We start from the raw sequence: 21,029 nt of genomic DNA on the forward strand, positions 1-21,029 counted from the left end.
CACGCCGCGAGCGCACTGCGAAACGGAGCGTAGCTTCCTTGAGTCAACCAGTGTCGGTCGGTGAGGCCGTCGAGACGGAGCCGCGGCGGCGGCTCGGCCGGGCCGTACGCTTCGGACTGATCGTCACCGCCATCATCCTGCTGCTCTTCGGCGTGCCCTGGTGGACGCTGGTCTGGTCCGGCAACCACTGGCCCGGCACGGTCTTCGCCGCGGGCACCGCCCTCTTCGCCGTCCTGGCCGCCGCCTTCCCGGTGCTGATGTTCAGCGGCCACGGCCGCCACCACCGCGACGCCGCCGCGCGCATCGCCGACACCCTGCTCGGCGTCGTGTGGGTGCTGTTCGTGTGGTCGCTGCTCGGCGGCGTGTTGCGCCTCGCGCTGCTCGTCGCGGGGATCGGCGATCCGATCCGCTCGCGCATCGTCGCGGCGGCGGTCGCGCTCACCGCGCTGCTCCTGCTCCTCTGGGGGTACGCCGAAGCGATGCGCGTGTCACGCGTCAGGCGCGTCGAGGTGACACTGCCCCGCCTCGGTCCCGGCCTCGACGGCCTCCGGGTCGTCCTGCTGACCGACACCCACTATGGACCGATCAACCGCGCGCGCTGGTCCCGCGGTGTCGTGGACGTCGTGAACTCGCTGGAGCCGGACATCGTCGCGCACACCGGCGACATCGCCGACGGCGAGGTCGCGCAGCGCCGCGAGCAGGCCGCACCGCTCGGCGACGTCCACGCCCGCCTGGCCCGCGTCTACGTCACCGGCAACCACGAGTACTACAGCGGCGCCCAGCGCTGGGTCGAGCACATGGCCTCGCTGGGCTGGGAGGCGCTGCACAACCGGCACCTGGTCGTGTCCCGCGACGGCAGCGACCTGATCGTCGCCGGGGTCGACGACCGCACCGCGGCCGGATCCGGCCTACCGGGGCACCACATGGACCACGAGGCCGCGCTGCGGGGCACCGACCCCGACCTGCCGATCCTGCTCCTGGCCCACCAGCCCCAGCAGATCACCGGGGCGGTCGCGCACGGAGTGGACCTGCAGATCTCCGGCCACACCCACGGCGGACAGATCTGGCCCTTCCACTACCTCGTCCGACTGGACCAGCCGGTCCTACAGGGCCTGAGCCGGCACGGCGACCGCACCCAGCTCTACACGTCGCGGGGAACAGGGTTCTGGGGGCCGCCGTTCCGCATCTTCGCGCCGAGCGAGATCACCCTGCTGGTGCTGCGCTCGCCCTGATCAGCCACGCTTGAACGGGATGACATCATCACGCGGTGGGGTCCAGTTGACCGACTCTGGTGCCTGCGGGTCGGTCATTCCCGCACGGCCATTTCGGTGCCGGTCCACGAATCGAACTGACAGCCGTGCAGGTGTGCGAACTCCCGGGCCCGGGCGGCTACCCAGCTGGCGTGATCCACATGGCGAGTATGACGGCCAGCTCAGTGGCTGCCCTTCAACCTGTCTGGGCAGCTGGGTCACAGCCCTCTCCAGTGGTCACCTGTTCAGCCGAACAGGGCCGATCCGCGAGCGCTGCGGACTGCAGTTGCCGTCCGGGCGCAGCCACGGCGAAACGTCCACCGCGAGGACCAAGCGGCCGTCCGCCGGTTCAAGCACCGATAGAACCGCTCCCGGAACCCCGCCAACACATCGATCTGTGTGTCAATCCAATGGGCTGGGCGAGAGTGGGTTGGAGACCTCTGCCTGCATGGCGCGGATCAGCCGGTGATAGGGCGCGTTCTCGTCCCGACTGTCTAGTGTTGAAGTGCCGGCACCACTTGCGGCTTCCGGCCAGAACCCCCTGAGCCAACCGGTGTACTCGGCGAGCGCGACCGCGACCCGTTCACCAGCCAGGAGATGCGCCTCGACCCGGCGCGTTTCGGCATCGGCCACCGCGTCGACAAGGTCCGCGGGTAGGTTCCGGGAGAATTCGGCCATGTCTATTGGTGCGGTCCGGTTGCTCCTGTAGAGCCTCATCGCTGCATCGAAGACACGTTGGGCCGCTACGATGTAGCGAACGTAGGCGTCGCGTCGTGCGGTACGGACGTCACGGTCGGCTTGGAGACGGTGCTCCTGCTCGGTGCGGCGATACTGCCATCGTTGCGAGAAATAGGCGGTGAGCAGGCCGAACAGCGCCGTGATCACGACTCCGCCAAGCGTGCCGATCAACGTCAAGGACGCGGCGGTGTCGCCACCGCTGGCGGCCAACTCAGCTGGCACTTCGGTCCCCTTTGGACTCGTATGGACTCAGATGCTGACGATGCGACCGCGCGGTCGGGTTTGGTGTTGGTGCAATCCTGCCTCAGCTGCCCGGGACGGGTGAAACTGACCAGGCCGATCACCGGCCGTGTCACCACCGGACTCGTCGACCGCAGTAGAGCAGCGGCGGCGAGTGCGGGCTTCAACTCTCGGGTTGCCTACAAGCTGGGCGGCGCCCGGCGAAGGTTAAACAGCAAGCTAAGCTCGCGGTTAACCCTCCGGCTGTGGACTAGTCTCGCTGCGGACGAACCCGCTGCGAGAACAGGGCTGACTACTGGCCGGCGCCGGCGGATGAGACCAGTGCGGGCAGCGACGGATCGAGCGCTCCAGTGTCTGCGGCATGTCCCTGCGTAGCTGCATCAGCAGAAGTTGATCTCATGTGAGCTGTGTGCCAGCATCCGAAGGTGTCCGTCTACAAGATTCTTTTGCCAGCCGAATGGGCCCGTTTCAAGGCCGGCGGACGCTTTGACGGGTCGCCGTTCGATCGCGCCAGCGGATACATCCACCTCTCCACCCGCGAGCAGGTGGCCGGCACCGCCGCGCGACGATTCGCGGACGAAGATTCACTCGTCCTTGCGGAGGTCGATGAGCGCGCGTTCGCGGATCAGCTGAGGTGGGAGATGATGCCCAACGGTGGGCCGTACCCGCATCTGTACGGACCTTTGACCCTCGGGGCGGTCGTCGCGGTACACGAGGTCCCCGGTGCAGCTGCGATCGAGGCGAGCCTGACGGAGGCGGATCCACCTGCCTAGTCCTAGTTCTGCGGCAGTCAGCGCACTGATTCGGCGACGCCGCGCATTCGTGGAACCGCTTCCGAGCCTGCTGGCTGTGATGGAGCGCCATCCTGCTCCGCGCCCGCAGCCCATCGATGATCGTCATGTCGGTCATGGCGGACCAAGCAGAAGCGACTGATGTGCTGGCGGATTTTCCACCAGCGCCTCCCTGATGACCGTCCGCGACGGCTGCGGACGGCCGCTGCGAGGCCACGCGAATGCACGGACGGCTCACTCGACGTGGCGACCGTGGTCGAGGCGGCGTCGTTCCGTCCATCAGCCCTGATCAGGCAGGATGACCGTGTGGCTCTCCTACCTTGCGCTGACCTGTCTGCCGCGACCTGGATCACGGCCAGTGACCAGCCGTGGGACGAGCTGGTCGGCTTCGGGCCCGCAGGCTTCCCGGCATATGCGAGGTTGCGGTTCATACCGGATCCCGCCCATGAGGGACAGAACGAGAACGACTTCGAGATGGATGATGCTGACTCCCCGTCGGAGACGGCGCGGCTGCGTACCGTGCTGGAAACGCTGACCCGCCATACCCGCACGCCGGATGACTTGTACTTCTGCCTGTGGGACGGCTGGAGCTCGGACATCTGGAGCGATCACGACGACGACCACGATGCTCCTCAGCGTCGCCCTCGGATGGCGCCGGCGTTTCCTGCCTCGGTGCTGGACGGGCCCCGGGTCGTCGTGCCGGCTCGCGCCTACTTCCTGTTCCGTGGCGCAGTGTCGGACTTCGGCGACTGGGGCGCAGCCGACATGTGGCCGGGGCAGCCCAGAGTGGGCATGCCCGATCCGGCGTTCATCTGGCCGGCGGACCAGGCGTGGTGCATCGCCAATGATGTCGACCCGCACTGGGCCGGGATCGGGGCCGACGTGTCTGCCATCGCCGAGCTCCTTGCAGATTCACGGATCGACGTCGTTACAGCGGACCCCCGCAAGGAGCAGCCTTGGTACCGGTAGCGAAGGGCGCCGTCCGCGATCAGCGGCGTCAGCGGGCACGTATGTCCGATCTGGCCACCGACCGTCGCCTCGCCGCCGACCCCGTCAACCTCGCGGCCGACAAGATCTAGCACGGCAGCGACCCCTCAGGACTCGGGTCCGGGCCGGTAGACGTAGGGCGGCCACCACGTGATCGTCCGCATGCTGTGGACAAACAGTCGAATCTCGCGATGGCCGCTGGCCACAGCGGGGACGCTGCCCGCTACCGGCAGACTTCGTCGCCTGGGTCGCGGAGCAGGACCCGCTATCGGCGTTGCACGCTGATAAGCGCGCCGACCCCGACGATCCGCAGGTGCGGACCGCCATGGCGCAGCATCTCATGCTGTTCCTGCTGCAGAGCGTCGTGGTAGCGGAACCGCAGCAAGCCCGTAGCCGCCTCTGCCGATGAGCGTGGGGCGCGTACTCGATGGCGGTCACGCTAACCAGCGGTCGGCTCGGAGTGGACTCAGTCGAGGCGCAGCTCGGCCACAAGGGTGGAGAAGGTATCGGCGACTGTTCGCCAGTCGCAGGATGGCGCGCCGGTCCAGACGTCGCTGGCAACTACCCGTGGATCGGACGAGCTCGTTCGATAGTCGAGCGCGACAGCAGTGTCGTCACCGGCGTATGTCGCCATGGCGATGAAGAAGGCGCGGTCGACATCCAGCCGGGGAAGCTCGACCGGACCGGTTGCCGCCGATTCTCGCGCTAACCCGAACAGCTCCGCCATTTCTTCATCCTGGACCAGGCGGTCGAGCGACTGCGACTGCCGCTCCATCTCCTGAGCGCTACCAAGGAAGTCCAGCGGATCGCGGAACCAGGGCATGACCCGGGCGAGAGCAGGTTCGCCGGGGTGGGTCCACCTGCCCAGCGCAGGAGAACGAGTAGCAGGTCAGGAACAACGTTGGATTGGAGCCCAAGGTCAAACGGCAAGCTCAGGTGCCGAAGCGCATGCGGAAGTCGGCCAGCGTCACCGACAGCAGCGGTTTGCGGTCCGCCAGGAAGGACAGCGGGCCACCGGGTTCGATCTGCCAGGTGACGCGGGTACGGCGCAGCGCGGCGCGGCCCCGCACGGGCGTACGGACGAGCGAGCCGTCACGCTCCTGCACCAGCGGCAGCGGGGTGGGCCACCGGCCCGGGAGACGGCGACCCACGGTGATGCTCGCGCGGGCGATTCCGGGCGCGGCCGCCGCCGGCGGGGTGATCGCGATCTCGGCGAGGTCCTTCGGAATGGCCCAGAGGGCACGGCCGCCCTCGCACGACTCGGGGCTGTCGACCCAGATGTCGGTGATCGAGAACCGTAGCGGCCGGACCAGGACGGCGGCGAGCAGTTCGCGGTAGTGCAGCGTGCCGCCGGGCTCGTAGGCGACCCACGCCGCGCCGACCAGGGCCCGGCCGGCAACGGTGAGCGGCCGGATGCCGGCTGGCAGCGCGGGCAGCTCGGCCCGGCGGAGGGCGAAGACCGACAGGTACAGGTGTCCGCGCAGGTGCCACGGCGACGGGGGGTACATCCGCCGCACGGTACCTCGTCACGACCGGCCGCCGCGTAATTGCGTTGAGCCGCTCCGGCCGGCCCCGCAGGATGGTGGCACCGCTTCCCTGCTGCCTTGAGGACCTTCGATGCTTCTGCTTCGCGACTTATGGCGCGTTTCGCCCCGTCGCACCGCCTTCATCGCCGTCCTCATCGTGCTCGGCGCGGGCGGTCAGGCCGCCGCGCTGGGCCTGGCCGGCGCGGTCCTGATCGACCGCTCGGTGTCGCTGTTCGGCGTGCTCGCCGCCGCCCTCGTCGTGTCCGTGCTCGGCGACGTCCTCGTCGGGCTGGTCGCCGCGCGGCTGACCGCCGACTGGGCCGCCGCCGTGCGCCGTGGGTTGTGCCGCGTGGCCTTCGGCCAGGACGTGCCCACCCTGGAGAACACCCCCGTCGGCGAGCTGCTCGACCGGATCGACAGCGACGTCTACCAGGTGGGCTCCGAGCTGCGGGGCAGCGGCGTCCGGCTGGCTCAGTCGCTGGCCGTGGCCGCCCTGTCGATCGTCACCGCGTTCTTCGCGTGGTGGCCGGCAGCGCTCGGCATGATCGCGGTGTCGATCCTGCTGGCGGCCGTCATGACCAAGCCGATCCAGCGCATCTCCCCCGCCCGGATCAGCGAGGAGGAGGCCTGGTCCGACCTGGCCGCCGTGATGGAGGAGGCGATACACGGGCAGGACGACGTGCGCACCAGCCTCGCCGCGCCGTACGTGCGCCGCCTCTACGCCCAGCGTGCCCGGGAGGTGCTCGACCGTGGGCGCCGGGTGTGGCGGATGTCGGCGCGGGTCACGATGGGCGCGGGGGCGATCACCCGTACGCTCATCGCGGTCCTGGTCGTCGGCGGCGCCTGGGCGTTGGCCGCCGGGCACATCGACGGGGCCCGGCTGACCGCGGTGTGGCTGCTGGCGCTGGGCTTCGGCGGCACCCTCGAACATGTCACCCGGATGGTTCCGGAGCTGCAGAACGCGCTCGGTGCCTGGAGCCGGGTGCGGCTGCTGCGCGCCGTCGCGCAGGAACCCTCCGGCGGCCTCCCGCCGACCGACGGCGACCTCGTGGTCCGCGACCTGACTTTCCGGTACTCCGAGTCCGAGTCCGGACGCCCGCCCGCGCTGAGCGCCGTCAGTCTGACGTTCAGCCGTGGCCGCTCGTACGCGCTGATCGGGCGCACCGGATCCGGCAAGTCCACGCTGGCCAAGGTCCTGACCCGCGCCGTCGACGTGCCGCGCGGGACCGTCTTCCTCGGCGGTCACGACATCAACGACCTCGATGTCGAGGGCCTGCGGCGGTGGACGGCGATCGTCCCGCAACGGACCGAGATCCTGGCCGGCACGCTGGCCGAGAACATCGCCCTGTTCGACGAGGGGCTGCTGCCTCGCTCGGCGGAAGCCCTGGCGGAGCTGGGCCTGACCGCCTGGGTCGACAGCCTTCCCGACGGCGTCGGCACCAAGCTCGGCGAGGGCGGCTACGTGCTGTCCGCCGGGCAGGAGCAGCTGGTCGCCTTCGCCCGCATCCTGGTCCGTGACCCGCAGGTGGTGATCCTCGACGAGGCCACCGCGCGGATGGACCCGGTCACCGAGGCGTGGGTGCAGCGCGCCACCGACCGGCTGCTGCGGGGCCGCATCGGCGTCATCGTGGCGCACCGGCTGTCGTCGGTGCAGCGCTGCGACGAGGTTGTGGTGCTGGCCGACGGCGAGGTGCTCGAGGCCGGTCCGCTCGCCGAGTCGCGCCGCTTCGCGGAGCTGCTGGCCACCTCGAACGTGGTGGCTCCGGCCCGCGCCGGTGGCGGCGTCGCGGTCCTGGAACGCGAGCCCGAGCCGGTCCGCGCGGAGCTGGGGAACAACCTGCCGCTGGCCGACCCGCCGCCGCTGCCCGAGCCGCCGCCGGATCGCACGATGCGCGAGATCTTCCGGCTGACCACCAACGACGCCCGGTACGGCCTGGCCGCCGTGGCGCTGTTCGTCGTCCTGATCCTGCTGGGGCTCGACGGCGCGATCCTGCCGCTGCTCTGGTCACAGGTGGTCGACGGCGTCGGCGACCCGGTGGTGCCGGCGGTCGCGATCGCCGCCGCCCTGATCCTCGCGATCCCGACGCTGTACTACACCGGCGCCTGGTTCCCCGAGTGGTGGGTGCGGCAGATGCTGCGGATCAGCATGCGGCTGGTGCACGGGCAGATCGGGCCCCGCCGGATCAGCAAGCACACCCCGGCCGAGGTGGTGGCGCAGGGCGGCGACACCGAGCGGGTCGTCATGCTCGCCGACAACCTCATCGACACCGCCGTCAGCCTGGTCATGATCGTGGCGATGACGCTGGCGTCCGGCTCCTGGATTCCCGCGCTGTTCTTCGCCGGGACGATGGTCGTCTCGGGCCTGGCGGCGACGCTGTTCGGTCCCCGGCTGGAGCGGGCGGCGCGGCGCACGGTCGCCGCCCGCGCGGCCTTCGCCACCGCTCTGGTGTCCTCGCTGTCGGCGGCGCGCACGGTGAAGCTGGCCGGCGCGACCGTGCCGGTGCTCAAGCACCTCGCGGGGCTCGACGCCGCGCGCAGCGAGCGGCAGCGCCGGGAGATCGCCATCCAGGTGTGGGCCCGGTCCACCCCGTCGGTGCTCAGCGGCCTGCTGCCGATCGCCGCCTGGGCGATGTACCTGGCCGGCAACCTGTCGGCGGCGGCCACGCTGATCGCCGTGGCGGTGCTTGGGGCGGCCCGCTGGTTCGCGTGGACCACGGCCTCGCTCGTGTCGCACTTCCCCTCGGCCCGGGTCTGGACGCGGCGGACGGTGGCCATGGCAGGCGCGGCGGCGTACTCGTCGTCGGTGCCGGGCGTGGACATCGCCGCCGGCACGGCGCAGGCCCCTCCGGCAGCGCCGCGCAGCCCGCTGCGGCGGCTGGAGCTCGCCGGCTTCAGCGCGGTCCACGAGAACGGTACGGTCGGCGCCCAGGACATCGACCTGACCGTGGAGCGCGGCGAGCTCGTGCTGGTCGTGGGCCCGGTCGGCTCCGGCAAGTCCTCGCTGTTGCGGGCCCTCGCCGGCATCGTGCACCACACCGGCACGCTGGCGTGGAACGGCCTGCCGGTGGACGAGCCGGAGACGTTCCTGCGTCCCAACCAGGTCGGCTACGTCGCCCAGCTACCCCGGGTGCTGTCCGGCACGGTCGCCGACAACATCGCCCTCGGCCATCAGGTCGACGCCGCGGACGCGGTGACGACCGCCCAGCTCGAGCACGACCTGGCGGCGGCCGGCGGCGGCCTGCAGCTGCTCATCGGTCACAAGGGCACCCGGCTGTCGGGCGGCCAGCTCCAGCGCCTGGCGCTGGCCCGCGCCCTGGCGCCGCGCACGGAGCTGCTGATCGCGGACGACGTGTCGTCAGCGCTGGACGTCACGACCGAGCTGGAGCTGTGGCGGGCGCTGCGGAAACACGGCGTCACCGTCGTGGGCTCGACGTCGAAGCGGGCGGCGCTGTCACGGGCGGACCGCGTGGTGGTCCTCATCGGCGGCCGCGCGGTGGCGCAGGGAACGTGGCGCGAGCTCCAGGACCGGTATGGCGACCTGGCCGGCTGAGCGGGGGCCGGCCCTCGGCAGCGGGGGCCGGCCCTCGTCAGCGGGGGGCCGGCCGCTCGCAGCGCGCGTCGGCCGCTCGCAGCGGGCGTCGGCCCTCGTCAGCGGGGGGCCGGCCGCTCGCGCGTCGGCCCTCGTCAGCGGGCGTCGGCCCGCAACCGCTGGACCACCGCGGCGACGGTGTCCGCCGGGATAGCGAAGCCGACGCCCACGCTCCCGGTGCTGTCGTCGCTCGCCCCCACCGGCGATCAGGGTGAGCACCACCGCGCCGACGGCGGCCCGACGCTGCCAGCGGTGCTCTACCCCAGGGTGGCTCATCGGCGGCGCGGCGGTGGTCGGGTCGCCGAAACGGGTCGTCAGATCGGTCATCACGACACCACTGTCGCCGGGAACCTTGTCAGCTCCCGGTGAGCGGTCTGTGGGTTCGCTGAACGTCCCGCCGCCGTTCACCCGTGCGGGTAGCGTGCCCCGCGGTCCGTCCCCCCGACGCGCCACGCCCGTTGAGCCTGCGGCAGGACAACAGGCGACGAACGGGTGGACTGATGAAGAGGTGGCTGACCGCGGCGGCGCTTCTGCTGGCGATGGGCGGATGCGGCGACGAGCCGGCGGCGGAGTCGGCGACCGCGCCGACGGCGACCGCTAGCGGCTCGCCCTCGGCGCGGGCCATGGTGACCGAGAGCACGAGGGCCGGCGGCACCGCGCCGACCGCCCGCCCCCGCACGCCGAAGACCGCCGTCGCGGCCCGGGCCGCCGCGGGCACGGATGCCTTCGTCGCGGCCGTGCGCGACAGGCTCCCGGAGATCGCCCTCGACCGCCGCGACGAGGAACTCGCCGCCATCGCCGAACGGGCCTGCAGGTCGCTGGCCGAGGGCGACGCCGCCGCCGGGATCGTGGCCCGTACCCGGAGCCTCGGCACCGCCGACGCCACCGCGACGGACGCGGCCACCGCCCGCGAGCTGGTCAAACTGGCGATCGACACGGTTTGCCCGGAGCAGGACCGCCGCGTCGACGAGTTCTAGCCGGGATCCGCCGAAAGTCATAGCGAGCTCACAGCAGGTCGGGACCACGGTCCGATGTCACGCACAGGCGCTTCGCGGATTCTCGAAAGGCACCCCGAGATCCCCCAGGAGGTACGCCATGTCGGCACGAGGAATGCTCAGCGTGGTCGGAACGGCCGTCGGCGGTCTGATCGGCTGGACCGACGGCCCGGCCCCGGCCGCCGATCCCGCGGCGGTCCGCGAACTGTTCGCGCTGCTCGGCCTGACCGTCGGTGAGGGCGACGACGCGCTGGCCACCGCGGTCCGCCGCTTCCAGACCCGCCTGGGCCTGGACCCCGACGGCGTGGCCGGGCCCCGCACGGTGCATCTGCTCGCCCGCTACGCCAAGGAGGCCCGCGAGCTCCGCCGCTTCGAGTACGCCGCCTGACCAGGCACGGGACGTCGCTCATCCGAGGGATTGTGCGGTGAACCGGGCCTCGCGGACACGTCCGCGTGACAGCAGCGTCCCGGCGCGGACAGCCCCCACCGGCGGGAACACGCCGCTCGGGACTTCGCGGTGCCCTCCCGGCCGCTACCGGACCTGCGATACCTTCTGCAGATGGCGGAAACCTTCGGGCGACCGCCAGCAGCCCGCTGATCCCGACACCTCGAGGAGACACCGATGTCCGACGCCACCCCCGAGGCCGAACCCGGAACCGAGGAGCTGCCCGAGCCCTTCGCCAACCGAGCCGCACGCCGGGCCAAGGGTAAGAAGACCGCCAACCCCCCGGTGACGGCGGCCGGAGGGCGCCCGGTCCGCTCCGGCACGGTGCAGAGCCCCCGCCAGTACGGCAACCGGCGCAGCGGCTGAGCTTCGCGATCATGCCTACTAACTACTCGGGCCCCGCCAGGCTGATTCTCGTCGACGGCGCCCGCATATCCGGAATGGCCTCGCTCAGCACCAACCAGCGCGGGGGCCTCAACGGCTGGGGCGGCACCTTCCGCCCGGACGAGATCACGGCAGAACTTCGCAACGCGGGTGAAGGAGTGCACCTGGAGTTGCCCTACGAGAACACAGGAGAGGTCTCCGTCACCGGCATGCGCAAGCTCCTCGCCACGCAGCTGCTGGTGTCCCTGGTCGGTCACGGTCCCGCGCCGTTCTGACGGTGGACCGGATCGTCGTGGCGCCGGCCGGCGGGTGCGGGCCGGCGCCACGACTGTCGTTCAGCGGCCCTCGATCAGCCGGACGGCGATGTCGGGCCGGAACGTGCCGGCCGGGGCGTCGACCGCGATGCCACAGAGCCCGTCCGAGTCTCCCGGCACCTTGACCCACAGGCGCAGCTCCGCGCCCGCGCCGCCGACCTGGGTGGGGACGCCGAGGCGCCGTCCGGCCGGGTTGCACCACGGGTACTTGACGCTGGGGTCCTTGACGGCGCCGTTGCCGTTACGGCTGGAATCGATCACGAACGGACGCCGGTATCCATAGGCGGCCAGAGCGTTGTTGACGTTCGTGGCGTACGTGGCCGACTCCTGGTCGGTGTAGTAGTTGGAGACGTTCACGGCAAAGCCGTGAACGTTGCGCAGGCCGGCGGAGTTCATGCGGGCGGCCATGGTCGCGGCGTTCACCCACCCGGCGTTGCCGCCGTCCAGGTAGGCCCACGTGTTCGGGGCGCGGTCGCGGAACTGCTCGGTGGCGAAGGTCAGCAACTCCCGACGCGTCGCCGCTTCGGCGGGAGTCATGCATTCGAAATCGCCGAAGGCGTCGGGCTCGATCACGACGATGGCCGGCCGGCCGCCGATCGACGAGGCGAATGCCGAGATCCACTTCTGGTAGGCGTCGACGTCACCGGTACCACCATCGGAGTGCCCGCCACACGCATCCCGGTCGGGAAGGTTGTACGCCACCAGGACGGGAAGCCGGTCGACGGCGTCGGCCGCACCCACGTAGCCACCGACGGCCACGCCGATCTCACCACTCCACTCGCCGAACCATCGGGCCGTGGGTGTGTGCGCGAGCTCCCGGTCGATCGCCGGCGCCCGCGGGTCGTCCTTGTTGCCGCGCACCCAGGCCGCGGCGTGCGCGTCCGGGTCGACGTAGAACCCGCTGGCGAGGCTGAGCGGCCCCGACGGCCCCAACGGAGTGCGGACCTCGACGAGGGACACGTTGTCCAGGGTGAACTTGACGGCGGGATGCCCGCCGAGCTGGAAGGTCACCTGGCCGCGGTCGGTGTCCAACGTCGAGGTGAAGGGGTAGGAGTAGCGCGTGGTGGCGGCCTTCACCCCGGCGGCCCGGGTCAGTGTGTTCGTGTACGGCTTGTCGGCCAGCTGAACCGTCGCCGTGATGTCGACAGGCGCCGACGCCGACGCGTCGAACGACAGCACGTAGGACGTACGGGCCCGCAGCTTGATGCCGCTCTGTGCCACCATCGCGTCCCATACCTGGGCGGTGCCGCCCCGGACGTCGACCGAGAGGCCACCCTGCGCCGCCCCCATGGCGGCGCCGCCGACAGCGACCCATCCGTTGGTGCCGTCGGTGAAGTCACCATTGGTCACCGGTTCGTTAGGCGCGGCCTCCGCCCGCGCCTGCGCGGCGGCCGGCAGGGCCGCAACGGGTCCGAGCGGGCTCGCGGCCCAGACGGCGGCGGCCGCCACGGCCGCCAAGATACGTCGACGTGTCGTCGTCACTGTGTTTCCCCCATGGATGCAACGTGATCATCGCCGGCGAAAACTACCTCATGTTCCCTGGCCGTGGGGGGCACGGGACTCGCGTCGTCGCGCGAAAAGCGGGTGCCCTCCGCGGAGGGCACCCGCTCACGGGTGATGCCGGGTCAGCGCGTGACGGACGCGTACGCGTCGACGATGCCGCGGCCGTAGAACCCGTTGAAGCTCCGGTCGCCGGAGCAGTACGCGTTGTACTCGGTCGACCGGCCCTCCCGCGTGTACGTGCGCAGCCGGGGGCTCGGGCAGGAGCGCTGGGCGGCGGTCTCGTACAGGCGCCGCTCGAGGGCGTCCGGGTCCATCGTCATCCCGCCCCGGGACGCGTCCGGGGTGCCGTACTTGCTGGCGATCAGCGCTGCGACGCCGCTGGCGTGCGGCGCGGCCATCGAGGTGCCCTGCAGGTAGGTGTAGTAGCCGCAGGCGCCGCCGGTGGTGCACCGCTTGAAGACCGAGCTCGTGTACGAGGAGCGCACGTTCCCGGCGGAGTCCACCTTGTTCTCCTCGCGGAGCACCTTCAGCGGGTAGCTGGAGAGGATCTGGTTGGACACCGAGTTGAAGCTCGACGTGCCGTAGCCGTCGGCGCGGAATCCGCCCGGGGCGGCGACGGAGATCTGCTCCACGCCGTAGTTCGAGTAGTCCGCCTTCGCGGCGGACGGGCCGACCGACGAGACGCCGATGACGTGCGGGCCCTCGACCGGCAGGTCCCAGCAGCTGGCGTTGTCGATGCGCCGCGGGCGCGGGGTGCCTCCGAAGTTGGGGCTCGACGTGTCGGTACGCGGGCTACCCAGGTCCTCGTGGTTGTTCCCGAGCGCACCCACCAGCGTGACACCGTGGCTGTGCGCGTACTCGAGCGCGCGCCGCATGCCGGCGATGGTCGCCTGCTGTCCGGCCTGCTCCGCGGGGCTGTCCGCCGAGTTGGCGGTGCAGTTGTAGAGCCACGGGTCGACGTAGAACGACATGTTGACCACGTCGAGGCCGGCGTCGCCGGCGTAGGTGAGCGCGTTGACGACCGGCTCCAGGAAGAAGGATCCGGAGTCCTGGCCGCCCTTGAGCTCGACGAGGGTCACGCCGGGCGCGACGCCCGAGATGCCGAAGCCGTTGGCGGCGGCGCCGACGGTGCCCGCGACGTGCGTGCCGTGGCCGCCGTCGTCGGTGCCGACCGGGTCGAGGCAGCTCGCCACCTCACACGGACCGTCCTCGGGGATGTCGGGCGCGAAGTTGCGCGACAGGCTCGCGCTGAAGTTGGGCGCGAGGTCCGGGTTGCTGGCGTCCAACCCGGTGTCGAGCACACCGACGGTGATGCCGCGCTCGCCGGCCTCCACGCTCCGCGCCCGGTCCGCCCCGATCATCTTGAGGCCCCAGAGCCGGGTGTCCAGGGGGTCGAGACCCGCGGTGCTGCCGGCCCGGGCGGCGGTCACGACGGTCGAGGAGGGCAGTGCGGCGACCTCGGCGGTCACCGACTGCGCGCCGGCGTCCAGCCGGGGGGTACGACGAGGCGTACGGCCGATGGGTGCGCGCAGGTTCGCGCCGATCAGGGTGCCGCTCTCGGCGACCTTCGCGGAGAAGTCGGCACGGGTCGACGTGACCCGGAACAGGCCGATCGCGTCGTTGCGCGCGACGACACTGCCGCCGGCCGCGGCGATGGCCTCCGTCGCGGCGGCGGTGGTCACCCCCTCCTCGGCGACAACGGTGTATTCGGTGGGAGCGGTCGGAGCGGCCTGGGCCGAACCCGTAACGGTGGTGCTCAGCAGGGCCAGCGCAGCCGTGGCGGCCGCGCTGACGATGCGACGTTTCGTCATTGATGGACATCCCTCGGGTGAGTTGCTTGTCAGCAGTTCACCGGAGCAAGGTCACTTTCAGACATCTAAATCTATCGTCGGCCCGACCGGTTCCGCCCATCCGCCCCGAAATCGGATGGTCCGGGAGCGGCCCGACGTGTGAAGATCTTCGCGATGCCATCGCTTCCCATGCCCGCCGTGCGTTTCGTGCCGCTGCCGCCCCACGCCCTGGAGGCCCTGATCGCCGGGGATCTGGCGGCCGCCCGCCGCATCACCGGAGTCCGGCTCTCGCAGTGGTTCCTCTCCGACGAGGTCACCTGGCTGTGGCGGCTGCGGCTCGACCAGATCGCCGGGGATCCCCGTGCCGCCGACTGGGTCGTGCGGGCGGCGGTTTCGGTGCCCGACGAGGTGGTGGTCGGAGCCGGCGGCTTCCACGGGCCGCCCGATGACGCCGGCATGGTGGAAGTGGGATACAGCACGGACCCGGCGTTCCGCAGGCGCGGTTACGCCCGGGCCATGGTGGCCGAGTTGCTGCGCTGGGCCGCGACCGATCCGTCGGCGGTCACCGTGCGGGCCAGCATCCGCCCCGACAATCACGCGTCGCTGGCCACGATCGCCGGCTTCGGTTTCGCCCACGTCGGCGAGCAGTGGGACGACGAGGACGGCACGGAATTCATCTACGAACGACCGGTCCGGCCCTAGGCGCGTCCCGGTCGGCAACTCTTGCAAAAAGTTCCAGGGACTACAGTGACGGCCATGCGCGCACGACTCTCCGACATCGCGCGCCAGGCCGAGGTCAGCGAGGCGACGGTGTCGCGGGTGCTCAACGACCGGCCCGGCGTGTCCGCCGACACCCGGCAGGCCGTATTGACCGCCCTCGACGTCCTCGGCTACGAGCGCCCCGAAAGACTGCGCAAACGCAGCGCCGGTCTCGTCGGCCTCATCGTTCCCGAGCTCGAGAACCCGATCTTCCCCGCGTTCGCGCAGACGATCGAGTCGGCGTTGGCGCAGTCCGGGTTCACGCCGGTGCTGTGCACGCAGACCCCCGGCGGCGTCACCGAGGACGAATACGTCGACATGCTGCTCGACCGCCAGGTGTCCGGCATCGTCTTCGTGTCCGGCCTGCACGCCGACACCACCGCCGACCACGAGCGCTATCGGCGCCTGGTGAGCCGCCCGCTGCCGATCGTGCTCATCAACGGCTACGCCGACGGCCTCGACGCCCCGTTCATCTCGTGCGACGACCGGCTCTCCGGCGAACTCGCGGTCAACCACCTCGTCGCGCTCGGACACCGGCGCATCGGGTTCATCTCCGGCCCGGACAGGTTCCTCAACGTGCAGCGCAAGCTCGAGGGTTACCGTACGGCGATGCGCCGCGAGCTCGACCTGTCGGAGCGCGAGCTCGACGAGCTGGTCGCCCTGACACTCTTCGGCGTCGAGGGCGGCGAGGTGGCCGCCGGCCAGCTGCTGGCGCGCGGGGTCACGGGCGTCGTGTGCGGCTCGGACCTGATGGCGCTGGGTGCCATCCGGGCGGCCCGCCGGCGCGGGCTCAGTGTGCCGCGCGACGTGTCGGTGGTGGGCTACGACGACTCGCCGCTGATCGCCTTCACGGATCCGCCGCTGACCACCGTGCGCCAGCCGGTGGCGGCCATGGGCAACGCCGCCATCCGCCAGCTCGTGGACGAGATCAACGGACACGGCGCGCCCCGCTCGGAGTACGTGTTCCCGCCGGAGCTGGTGGTGCGCGGCTCGACGGCCATGAACAAGAGCGGGCGCGGACCGGAAAGCATGACCTTCTCCGCCGCATGAGTTGATCTTTGGAATCGCTTTCCAACCTTGCGTCGGCACATTGCCGCCGCTAGCTGGGACTACGCCGGAATCGCACCGTCAACATCGAGAGATGTCACTTTACCGGCCGGAAACACGCTGATAACTTCCTCCACCTGCGCAAGGAGTTTCGTCCGCTCCCGCGTCTCCGGAGGCACCCATGCGAATCCGACCGGTCCTCGCCGCCGCGGTGACCACCCTGCTCGCCGCCACTTTCCCGGTCGCCGGCGCCGTCCACGGCCGGGCCGAGGCGGCCGCCGCCCCGCCCGGGGCCAGGGACGTCATCGTGCACCTCTTCGCATGGCCGTGGGCGTCGATCGCCACCGAATGCACGACGGTGCTGGGGCCCAAGGCCTTCGGCGGCGTCCAGGTCTCCCCGCCGCAGGAGCACGTCGTCCTGCCGGGCAAGGCCTACCCGTGGTGGCAGGACTACCAGCCGGTCAGCTACCAGCTCACCACGCGGCGCGGCGACCGGAAGGCGTTCGCGGACATGGTGCGCGACTGCCACGCCGCCGGCGTGAAGGTCTACGTCGACGCGGTCGTCAACCACATGGCCGGCGGCGCCTCCACCGGCCCCGGCAGCGGCGGCTCGACCTATTCGCAGTACGCGTATCCGGCGGTGCCCTACGGCGACGGCGACTTCCACCACTGCGGCCGCAACGGCACCGACGACATCGTCAACTGGGGCGACCGCTGGGAGGTGCAGAACTGCGAGCTGGCCGACCTCTCCGATCTGCGGACGGAGTCGGGCTATGTGCGCGGCAAGCTCGTCGCCTACCTCGACGACCTGGTCTCGCTGGGCGTGGACGGCTTCCGGGTCGACGCCGCCAAACACCTGCCCGCGGCCGACCTCGCCGCCGTCATCGACGCGGTCGGAGGCGTTCCGTACGTCTACTCCGAGGTCATCGAGGGCGGCACCGGCGAACCGGGACCGGAGGAGTACACCGCCATCGGCGACGTCACGGAATTCCGCTACGGCGACGTGGTCGGCGGCGCCTTCTCCGACGGCAATCTGTCGGGGCTGCGCGACCTCGCCACCCGCATGCGGCTGGGCTCCGGCGACGCGGTGGCGTTCGTGGACAACCACGACACCCAGCGCAACGGCCGCGCGAAGCTGACCTACGCCGACGGCGTCCCCTACGCGCTCGCCGAGGCCTTCATGATCGCCTGGCCGTACGGCGTCCCGCAGGTCATGTCGAGCTTCACCTTCACCGACCCCGAGGCCGGGCCGCCCGCCGCGAGCGACGGCACCACCACAGCGGTCCGCTGCGGCAGCGGCTGGCAGTGCGAGCACCGCTCCCGCACCACGGCCAACATGGTCGCACTGCGCACCACCGCCGCGGGCTCCCCCGTCACCCACTGGTGGAGCAACGGCTCGAACCAGATCGCGTTCGGGCGCGGCGACGCGGCGTACGTCGTGTTCAACCGCTCCGGCGCCGCGCTGACCCGTACGTTCCAGACATCGCTGCCCGCCGGCGGCTACTGCGACGTGATGGCCGGCGACCACACCGCCGGCGGGTGCACCGGGCCCGCGTACACGGTGAACGCGTCCGGCCAGGTCACCGCCACCGTGGCGGGCAACTCGGCGCTGGCGCTGCACGTCGGCGCCCGCGGCGGACCCACGACACCGACCGGCTGCGCGACGGCGTCGGTCTCCGTCGCGGCGACCGCGACCACGACCTGGGGCCAGAACGTCTTCGTGACCGGTGACATCGCCGCGCTCGGCGGATGGAACCCGGCCGCGGCCGTCCCGCTCTCCCCGGCCACATACCCGGTGTGGAGCGCGACGGTGTCCCTGCCCGGCGACGCGGCGGTGCAGTACAAGTACATCAAGAAGGAGGGATCCTCGGTCGTCTGGGAGAGCGGGCCCAACCGCGGCCGGACCACCCCGGCGTCCGCGCCCTGCGCCGCGACCTGGACCGACGCCTGGCGATGAGGTTCCGGCGTTCGATGGCGCCGGTTGACGACTTCGGCCATCATCGCGAGATGACCTCCGTCCTGCGCCGCAACCTGCGCCTGCGGCTCATGATCATCTGGATGGTCCTCATCACCGCCTGTTACTTCATGCTGGAGTACCGGTACGACCTGCTGCTCTGGGTCGACCAGGGCTGGGGCTGCGAGCTGACTTCCCTGCCGTACCAGCTCCGGCCCTGCGGAAGAATCGAGGTCATCAGCTGGAAGACCGACCTCGGCATCTACGCGGTGATGGTGATGATGTTGCTGCTGGCGGGGCGGGCCCTGACCGCCTGGTGCCTGCGGCCGGTCCGCGACCTGGTGCCCGTCATCGCCCAGGTCGGCCCGCAGAACCTCGGATTCCGCATCGCCACCGGCGGCCGGCGCCGCGACGAACTGGCCGACCTCTCCGCCGAGCTCAACACGATGATGGACCGGATCGCCTCCGGCTACGAGGGGCAGCGCCGCTTCGCGGCCAACGCGTCGCACGAACTGCGGACCCCGCTGGCCGTGCAACGGACCCTGATCGAGGTCGGCATGGCGAAGGTGATGAACGCCGACCAGCTGGCCCTGGTGACCGCCCAACTGCTCGAGACCAACGAACGCAACGAACGCCTCATCGAGGGCCTGCTCGTGCTGACCGAGGTGGAACAGGGCCTGGCCGGCAGCACCCCCCAGCAACTCGACAAGATCGCCGCCACCGTCGTGCAGGCCCACGCCGAACAGGCCGCGCGGGCCGGGGTCACCATCTTCACGGACCTGGCACGCCGCACCGTCGACGGCGAGGAGGTCCTGCTGGAGCGCCTGATCACCAACCTGGTCCAGAACGCGATCAAATACAACCGCCCGGGCGGCACCATCCACGTCCAGGTGGCCGCCTCCCCCGCCCTGACCGTGACCAACACCGGTCCCCCGGTGCCGGCCGACGCGGTCGCCGGCCTGTTCGAGCCGTTCAAGCGCCTCGGCTCCGACCGGATCGACCACAGCGGCGGCGCGGGGCTGGGGCTGGCCATCGCCCGCTCGATCGTGCACGCCCACCAGGGCACGATCAGCGCCGTACCGGGCGAGGCGGGCGGCTTACGCGTGGAGACCCGCCTCCCCGAGCATTAGGCCATCCGTACGCTGACGCGCGGGACGTGCTGCGGGCTCTCACGGGCTGGTCGCCCGTAATGTCCGGGACATGGGTTTTCGACTCCTCGCCGGAGCGCTCGCCGCCGTCTGCCTGTTGACGGCCTGCACGTCTGACCGACCCCCCGAACCCGCCGCCCCGGCGACGCCGTCGGCGCCGGCCGACACCCGGCCGAACATCGTGTTCGTGCTCACCGACGACCTGTCGATGAACCTCCTGCCGTTCATGCCGCACCTGCGCGACCTGCAACGCCGCGGCACGACGTTCACCGAGTACACCGTCTCGAACTCGCTGTGCTGCCCGTCGCGGGCATCGCTGCTCACCGGCAAGTTTCCGCACGGCACCGGCATCTTCACCAACGGCGGCGTCGACGGTGGCTTCGTCCACTTCCATCGGCGTGGCCACGAGCGGTCGACGTTCGCCACGGACCTGCGCCGGGCCGGCTACCGCACGGCGTTCCTGGGCAAGTACCTCAACCGGTACGAGCCGGCGAACACCCTCGGCGGCCGCCGGCCGTACGTACCGCCCGGCTGGACCGACTGGTACGCCGCCGGCAACGGGTACGCCCAGTTCGACTACGAGCTCAACGAGAACGGCGTGATCCGCCACTACGGCAGCGCCGCGGACGACTACCTGACCGACGTGATCGGCGCCAAGGCGTCGGCGTTCATCGAGGAGTCGGCGGCCGCCCGTACGCCGTTCCTGGTCGAGGTGGCGACGTTCGCGCCGCACTCGCCGTACACGCCGGCCCACCGGGACGCCGGCGCCTTCGCCGGGGTGACGGCGCCTCGGAGTCCGGCCTTCGACGCCCTGCCCGCGAACGCCCCGGCGTGGCTGGCGGACCGGGCGCCGCTCACCGCCGAGCAGAAGGCGGAGCTCGACGTGGTCTTCCGCAAGCGCGCCCAGTCCGTACGGTCGATCGACCGGTTGCTGGCCTCCCTGCAGGCGACCCTCTCGCGGGTCGGCGTCGCGGACGACACCGTCGTCGTGTTCACCTCCGACAACGGCTTTCACCTGGGCGAGTACCGGCTCCTTCCCGGCAAGCAGACGGCCTTCGACACCGACGTACGGGTGCCGCTGGTCGTCGCCGGTCCGGGGGTCCGCGCGGGCCGGCGGGTCGCCGAGCCGGTGCAGAACGTCGACCTGCGGCCCACCTTCGCCGGCTTCGCCGGGGCCGCCGTGCCCGCCGACCTCCACGGTCGCGACATCCGGCCGCTGCTGTCGGGCGACGCGCCCTGGCGTACGGCCGCGCTCATCGAGCACCACGGCCCGGACTTCGACCCCACCGACCCGGACCGGCCCCGTCCCGGCAGCGGCAACCCGCCCTCGTACGCGGCTCTGCGCACCGGGACCTACACCTACGTCGAGTACGTCGATGGCTCGCGGGAGTTCTACAACCGGCGCGCGGATCCGCATCAGCTCCGCAACATCTTCCCCCTGCTCTCCGAAGCCCGGCGGGCCGACCTGCACGAGGCGCTGAAGAAGCTGACCACCTGTCGCGGCGCGACGTGCCGCACGGCGGACCGCGTCCGCGGGTGAGACACGATCAGGAATCGAGAAGCACGGTG

General features: G+C 71.1%; 19 protein-coding genes. 14 read left to right on the top strand and 5 right to left on the bottom strand.

Features of this window, described 5'->3' with window-relative positions; all coding sequences use genetic code 11:
- Window positions 1-38 precede the first annotated feature (38 nt).
- Window positions 39-1,232, top strand: a complete 1,194-nt coding sequence (locus AB0M36_RS29500) for a metallophosphoesterase (RefSeq protein ID WP_364163831.1) — start codon at window positions 39-41, stop codon at window positions 1,230-1,232.
- Between the two features lie 420 nt (window positions 1,233-1,652).
- Here the strand turns inward: AB0M36_RS29500 and AB0M36_RS29505 are convergent, their stop codons facing one another.
- Window positions 1,653-2,210 (bottom strand): hypothetical protein, encoded by a 558-nt coding sequence (locus AB0M36_RS29505; protein WP_364163834.1) that lies wholly within the window; start codon window positions 2,208-2,210, stop codon window positions 1,653-1,655.
- A gap of 443 nt (window positions 2,211-2,653) precedes the next feature.
- Here AB0M36_RS29505 and AB0M36_RS29510 point away from each other — a divergent pair, with 443 nt between their 5' ends.
- The 3 genes from AB0M36_RS29510 (at window position 2,654) to AB0M36_RS29520 (ending at window position 4,098) form a co-directional block, all read left to right on the top strand.
- Window positions 2,654-3,001, top strand: a complete 348-nt coding sequence (locus AB0M36_RS29510) for a DUF952 domain-containing protein (RefSeq protein ID WP_364163836.1) — start codon at window positions 2,654-2,656, stop codon at window positions 2,999-3,001.
- Window positions 3,002-3,262: 261 nt separating this feature from the next.
- Complete coding sequence (locus AB0M36_RS29515; protein WP_364163839.1) at window positions 3,263-3,988, top strand: hypothetical protein; 726 nt, start codon at window positions 3,263-3,265, stop codon at window positions 3,986-3,988.
- A complete protein-coding gene (locus AB0M36_RS29520; protein ID WP_364163842.1) occupies window positions 3,976-4,098 on the top strand; it encodes a hypothetical protein in 123 nt (40 codons plus the stop codon). Before AB0M36_RS29515 ends, AB0M36_RS29520 begins: the two co-directional genes overlap by 13 nt.
- A 374-nt stretch (window positions 4,099-4,472) precedes the next feature.
- Here AB0M36_RS29520 and AB0M36_RS29525 read toward each other — a convergent pair whose 3' ends face one another.
- The gene (locus tag AB0M36_RS29525) at window positions 4,473-4,829 is read right to left on the bottom strand and encodes a hypothetical protein (protein ID WP_364163844.1); all 357 of its coding nucleotides are present in this window, start codon (window positions 4,827-4,829) and stop codon (window positions 4,473-4,475) included.
- Window positions 4,830-4,938: 109 nt separating this feature from the next.
- The gene (locus tag AB0M36_RS29530) at window positions 4,939-5,514 is read right to left on the bottom strand and encodes an acetoacetate decarboxylase family protein (RefSeq protein ID WP_364163846.1); all 576 of its coding nucleotides are present in this window, start codon (window positions 5,512-5,514) and stop codon (window positions 4,939-4,941) included.
- A gap of 109 nt (window positions 5,515-5,623) precedes the next feature.
- Here AB0M36_RS29530 and AB0M36_RS29535 point away from each other — a divergent pair, with 109 nt between their 5' ends.
- From AB0M36_RS29535 to AB0M36_RS29555, 5 genes are all read left to right on the top strand, one after another.
- A complete protein-coding gene (locus AB0M36_RS29535; protein ID WP_364163848.1) occupies window positions 5,624-9,082 on the top strand; it encodes an ABC transporter ATP-binding protein/permease in 3,459 nt (1,152 codons plus the stop codon).
- Window positions 9,083-9,621: 539 nt separating this feature from the next.
- On the top strand, window positions 9,622-10,098 hold the full coding sequence (locus tag AB0M36_RS29540; RefSeq protein ID WP_364163851.1) for a DUF732 domain-containing protein: 477 nt from the start codon (window positions 9,622-9,624) through the stop codon (window positions 10,096-10,098).
- Between the two features lie 118 nt (window positions 10,099-10,216).
- Entirely contained in the window at window positions 10,217-10,504 is a 288-nt protein-coding gene (locus AB0M36_RS29545; RefSeq protein WP_364163854.1) for a peptidoglycan-binding domain-containing protein, read from the top strand.
- A 234-nt stretch (window positions 10,505-10,738) separates the two neighbouring features.
- Window positions 10,739-10,927: a hypothetical protein gene (locus AB0M36_RS29550; protein WP_364163857.1), complete on the top strand. Its 189-nt coding sequence runs from the start codon at window positions 10,739-10,741 to the stop codon at window positions 10,925-10,927.
- A gap of 11 nt (window positions 10,928-10,938) precedes the next feature.
- Window positions 10,939-11,220 carry a hypothetical protein gene (locus AB0M36_RS29555; protein WP_364163860.1) on the top strand — a complete coding sequence of 94 codons (282 nt, stop codon included), beginning with the start codon at window positions 10,939-10,941 and terminating at the stop codon, window positions 11,218-11,220.
- Between the two features lie 60 nt (window positions 11,221-11,280).
- Here the strand turns inward: AB0M36_RS29555 and AB0M36_RS29560 are convergent, their stop codons facing one another.
- Both AB0M36_RS29560 and AB0M36_RS29565 read right to left on the bottom strand, forming a co-directional pair.
- The gene (locus AB0M36_RS29560) at window positions 11,281-12,708 is read right to left on the bottom strand and encodes a glycoside hydrolase family 6 protein (protein ID WP_364163862.1); all 1,428 of its coding nucleotides are present in this window, start codon (window positions 12,706-12,708) and stop codon (window positions 11,281-11,283) included.
- Between the two features lie 176 nt (window positions 12,709-12,884).
- Window positions 12,885-14,573 (bottom strand): S8 family serine peptidase, encoded by a 1,689-nt coding sequence (locus AB0M36_RS29565; protein WP_364163865.1) that lies wholly within the window; start codon window positions 14,571-14,573, stop codon window positions 12,885-12,887.
- 168 nt (window positions 14,574-14,741) lie between these two features.
- Between AB0M36_RS29565 and AB0M36_RS29570 the strand changes: the two genes are divergently transcribed.
- The 5 genes from AB0M36_RS29570 to AB0M36_RS29590 all read left to right on the top strand — a co-directional run bounded on the left by AB0M36_RS29570 (window position 14,742) and on the right by AB0M36_RS29590 (window position 21,000).
- Window positions 14,742-15,254, top strand: coding sequence for a GNAT family N-acetyltransferase (locus tag AB0M36_RS29570; protein WP_364163868.1), 513 nt, complete (start codon window positions 14,742-14,744; stop codon window positions 15,252-15,254).
- Window positions 15,255-15,308: 54 nt separating this feature from the next.
- Complete coding sequence (locus AB0M36_RS29575) at window positions 15,309-16,361, top strand: LacI family DNA-binding transcriptional regulator (RefSeq protein WP_364163871.1); 1,053 nt, start codon at window positions 15,309-15,311, stop codon at window positions 16,359-16,361.
- A 178-nt stretch (window positions 16,362-16,539) separates the two neighbouring features.
- Window positions 16,540-18,315, top strand: coding sequence for a carbohydrate-binding module family 20 domain-containing protein (locus tag AB0M36_RS29580; protein ID WP_364163874.1), 1,776 nt, complete (start codon window positions 16,540-16,542; stop codon window positions 18,313-18,315).
- Window positions 18,316-18,365: 50 nt separating this feature from the next.
- Complete coding sequence (locus AB0M36_RS29585) at window positions 18,366-19,442, top strand: HAMP domain-containing sensor histidine kinase (protein WP_364163877.1); 1,077 nt, start codon at window positions 18,366-18,368, stop codon at window positions 19,440-19,442.
- A gap of 70 nt (window positions 19,443-19,512) precedes the next feature.
- Window positions 19,513-21,000: a sulfatase gene (locus AB0M36_RS29590; RefSeq protein ID WP_364163879.1), complete on the top strand. Its 1,488-nt coding sequence runs from the start codon at window positions 19,513-19,515 to the stop codon at window positions 20,998-21,000.
- The last annotated feature ends 29 nt before the right edge of the window (window positions 21,001-21,029 follow it).

This window comes from Actinoplanes sp. NPDC051346 (assembly GCF_040682215.1).
In the GTDB taxonomy this organism is placed as follows: domain Bacteria; phylum Actinomycetota; class Actinomycetes; order Mycobacteriales; family Micromonosporaceae; genus Actinoplanes.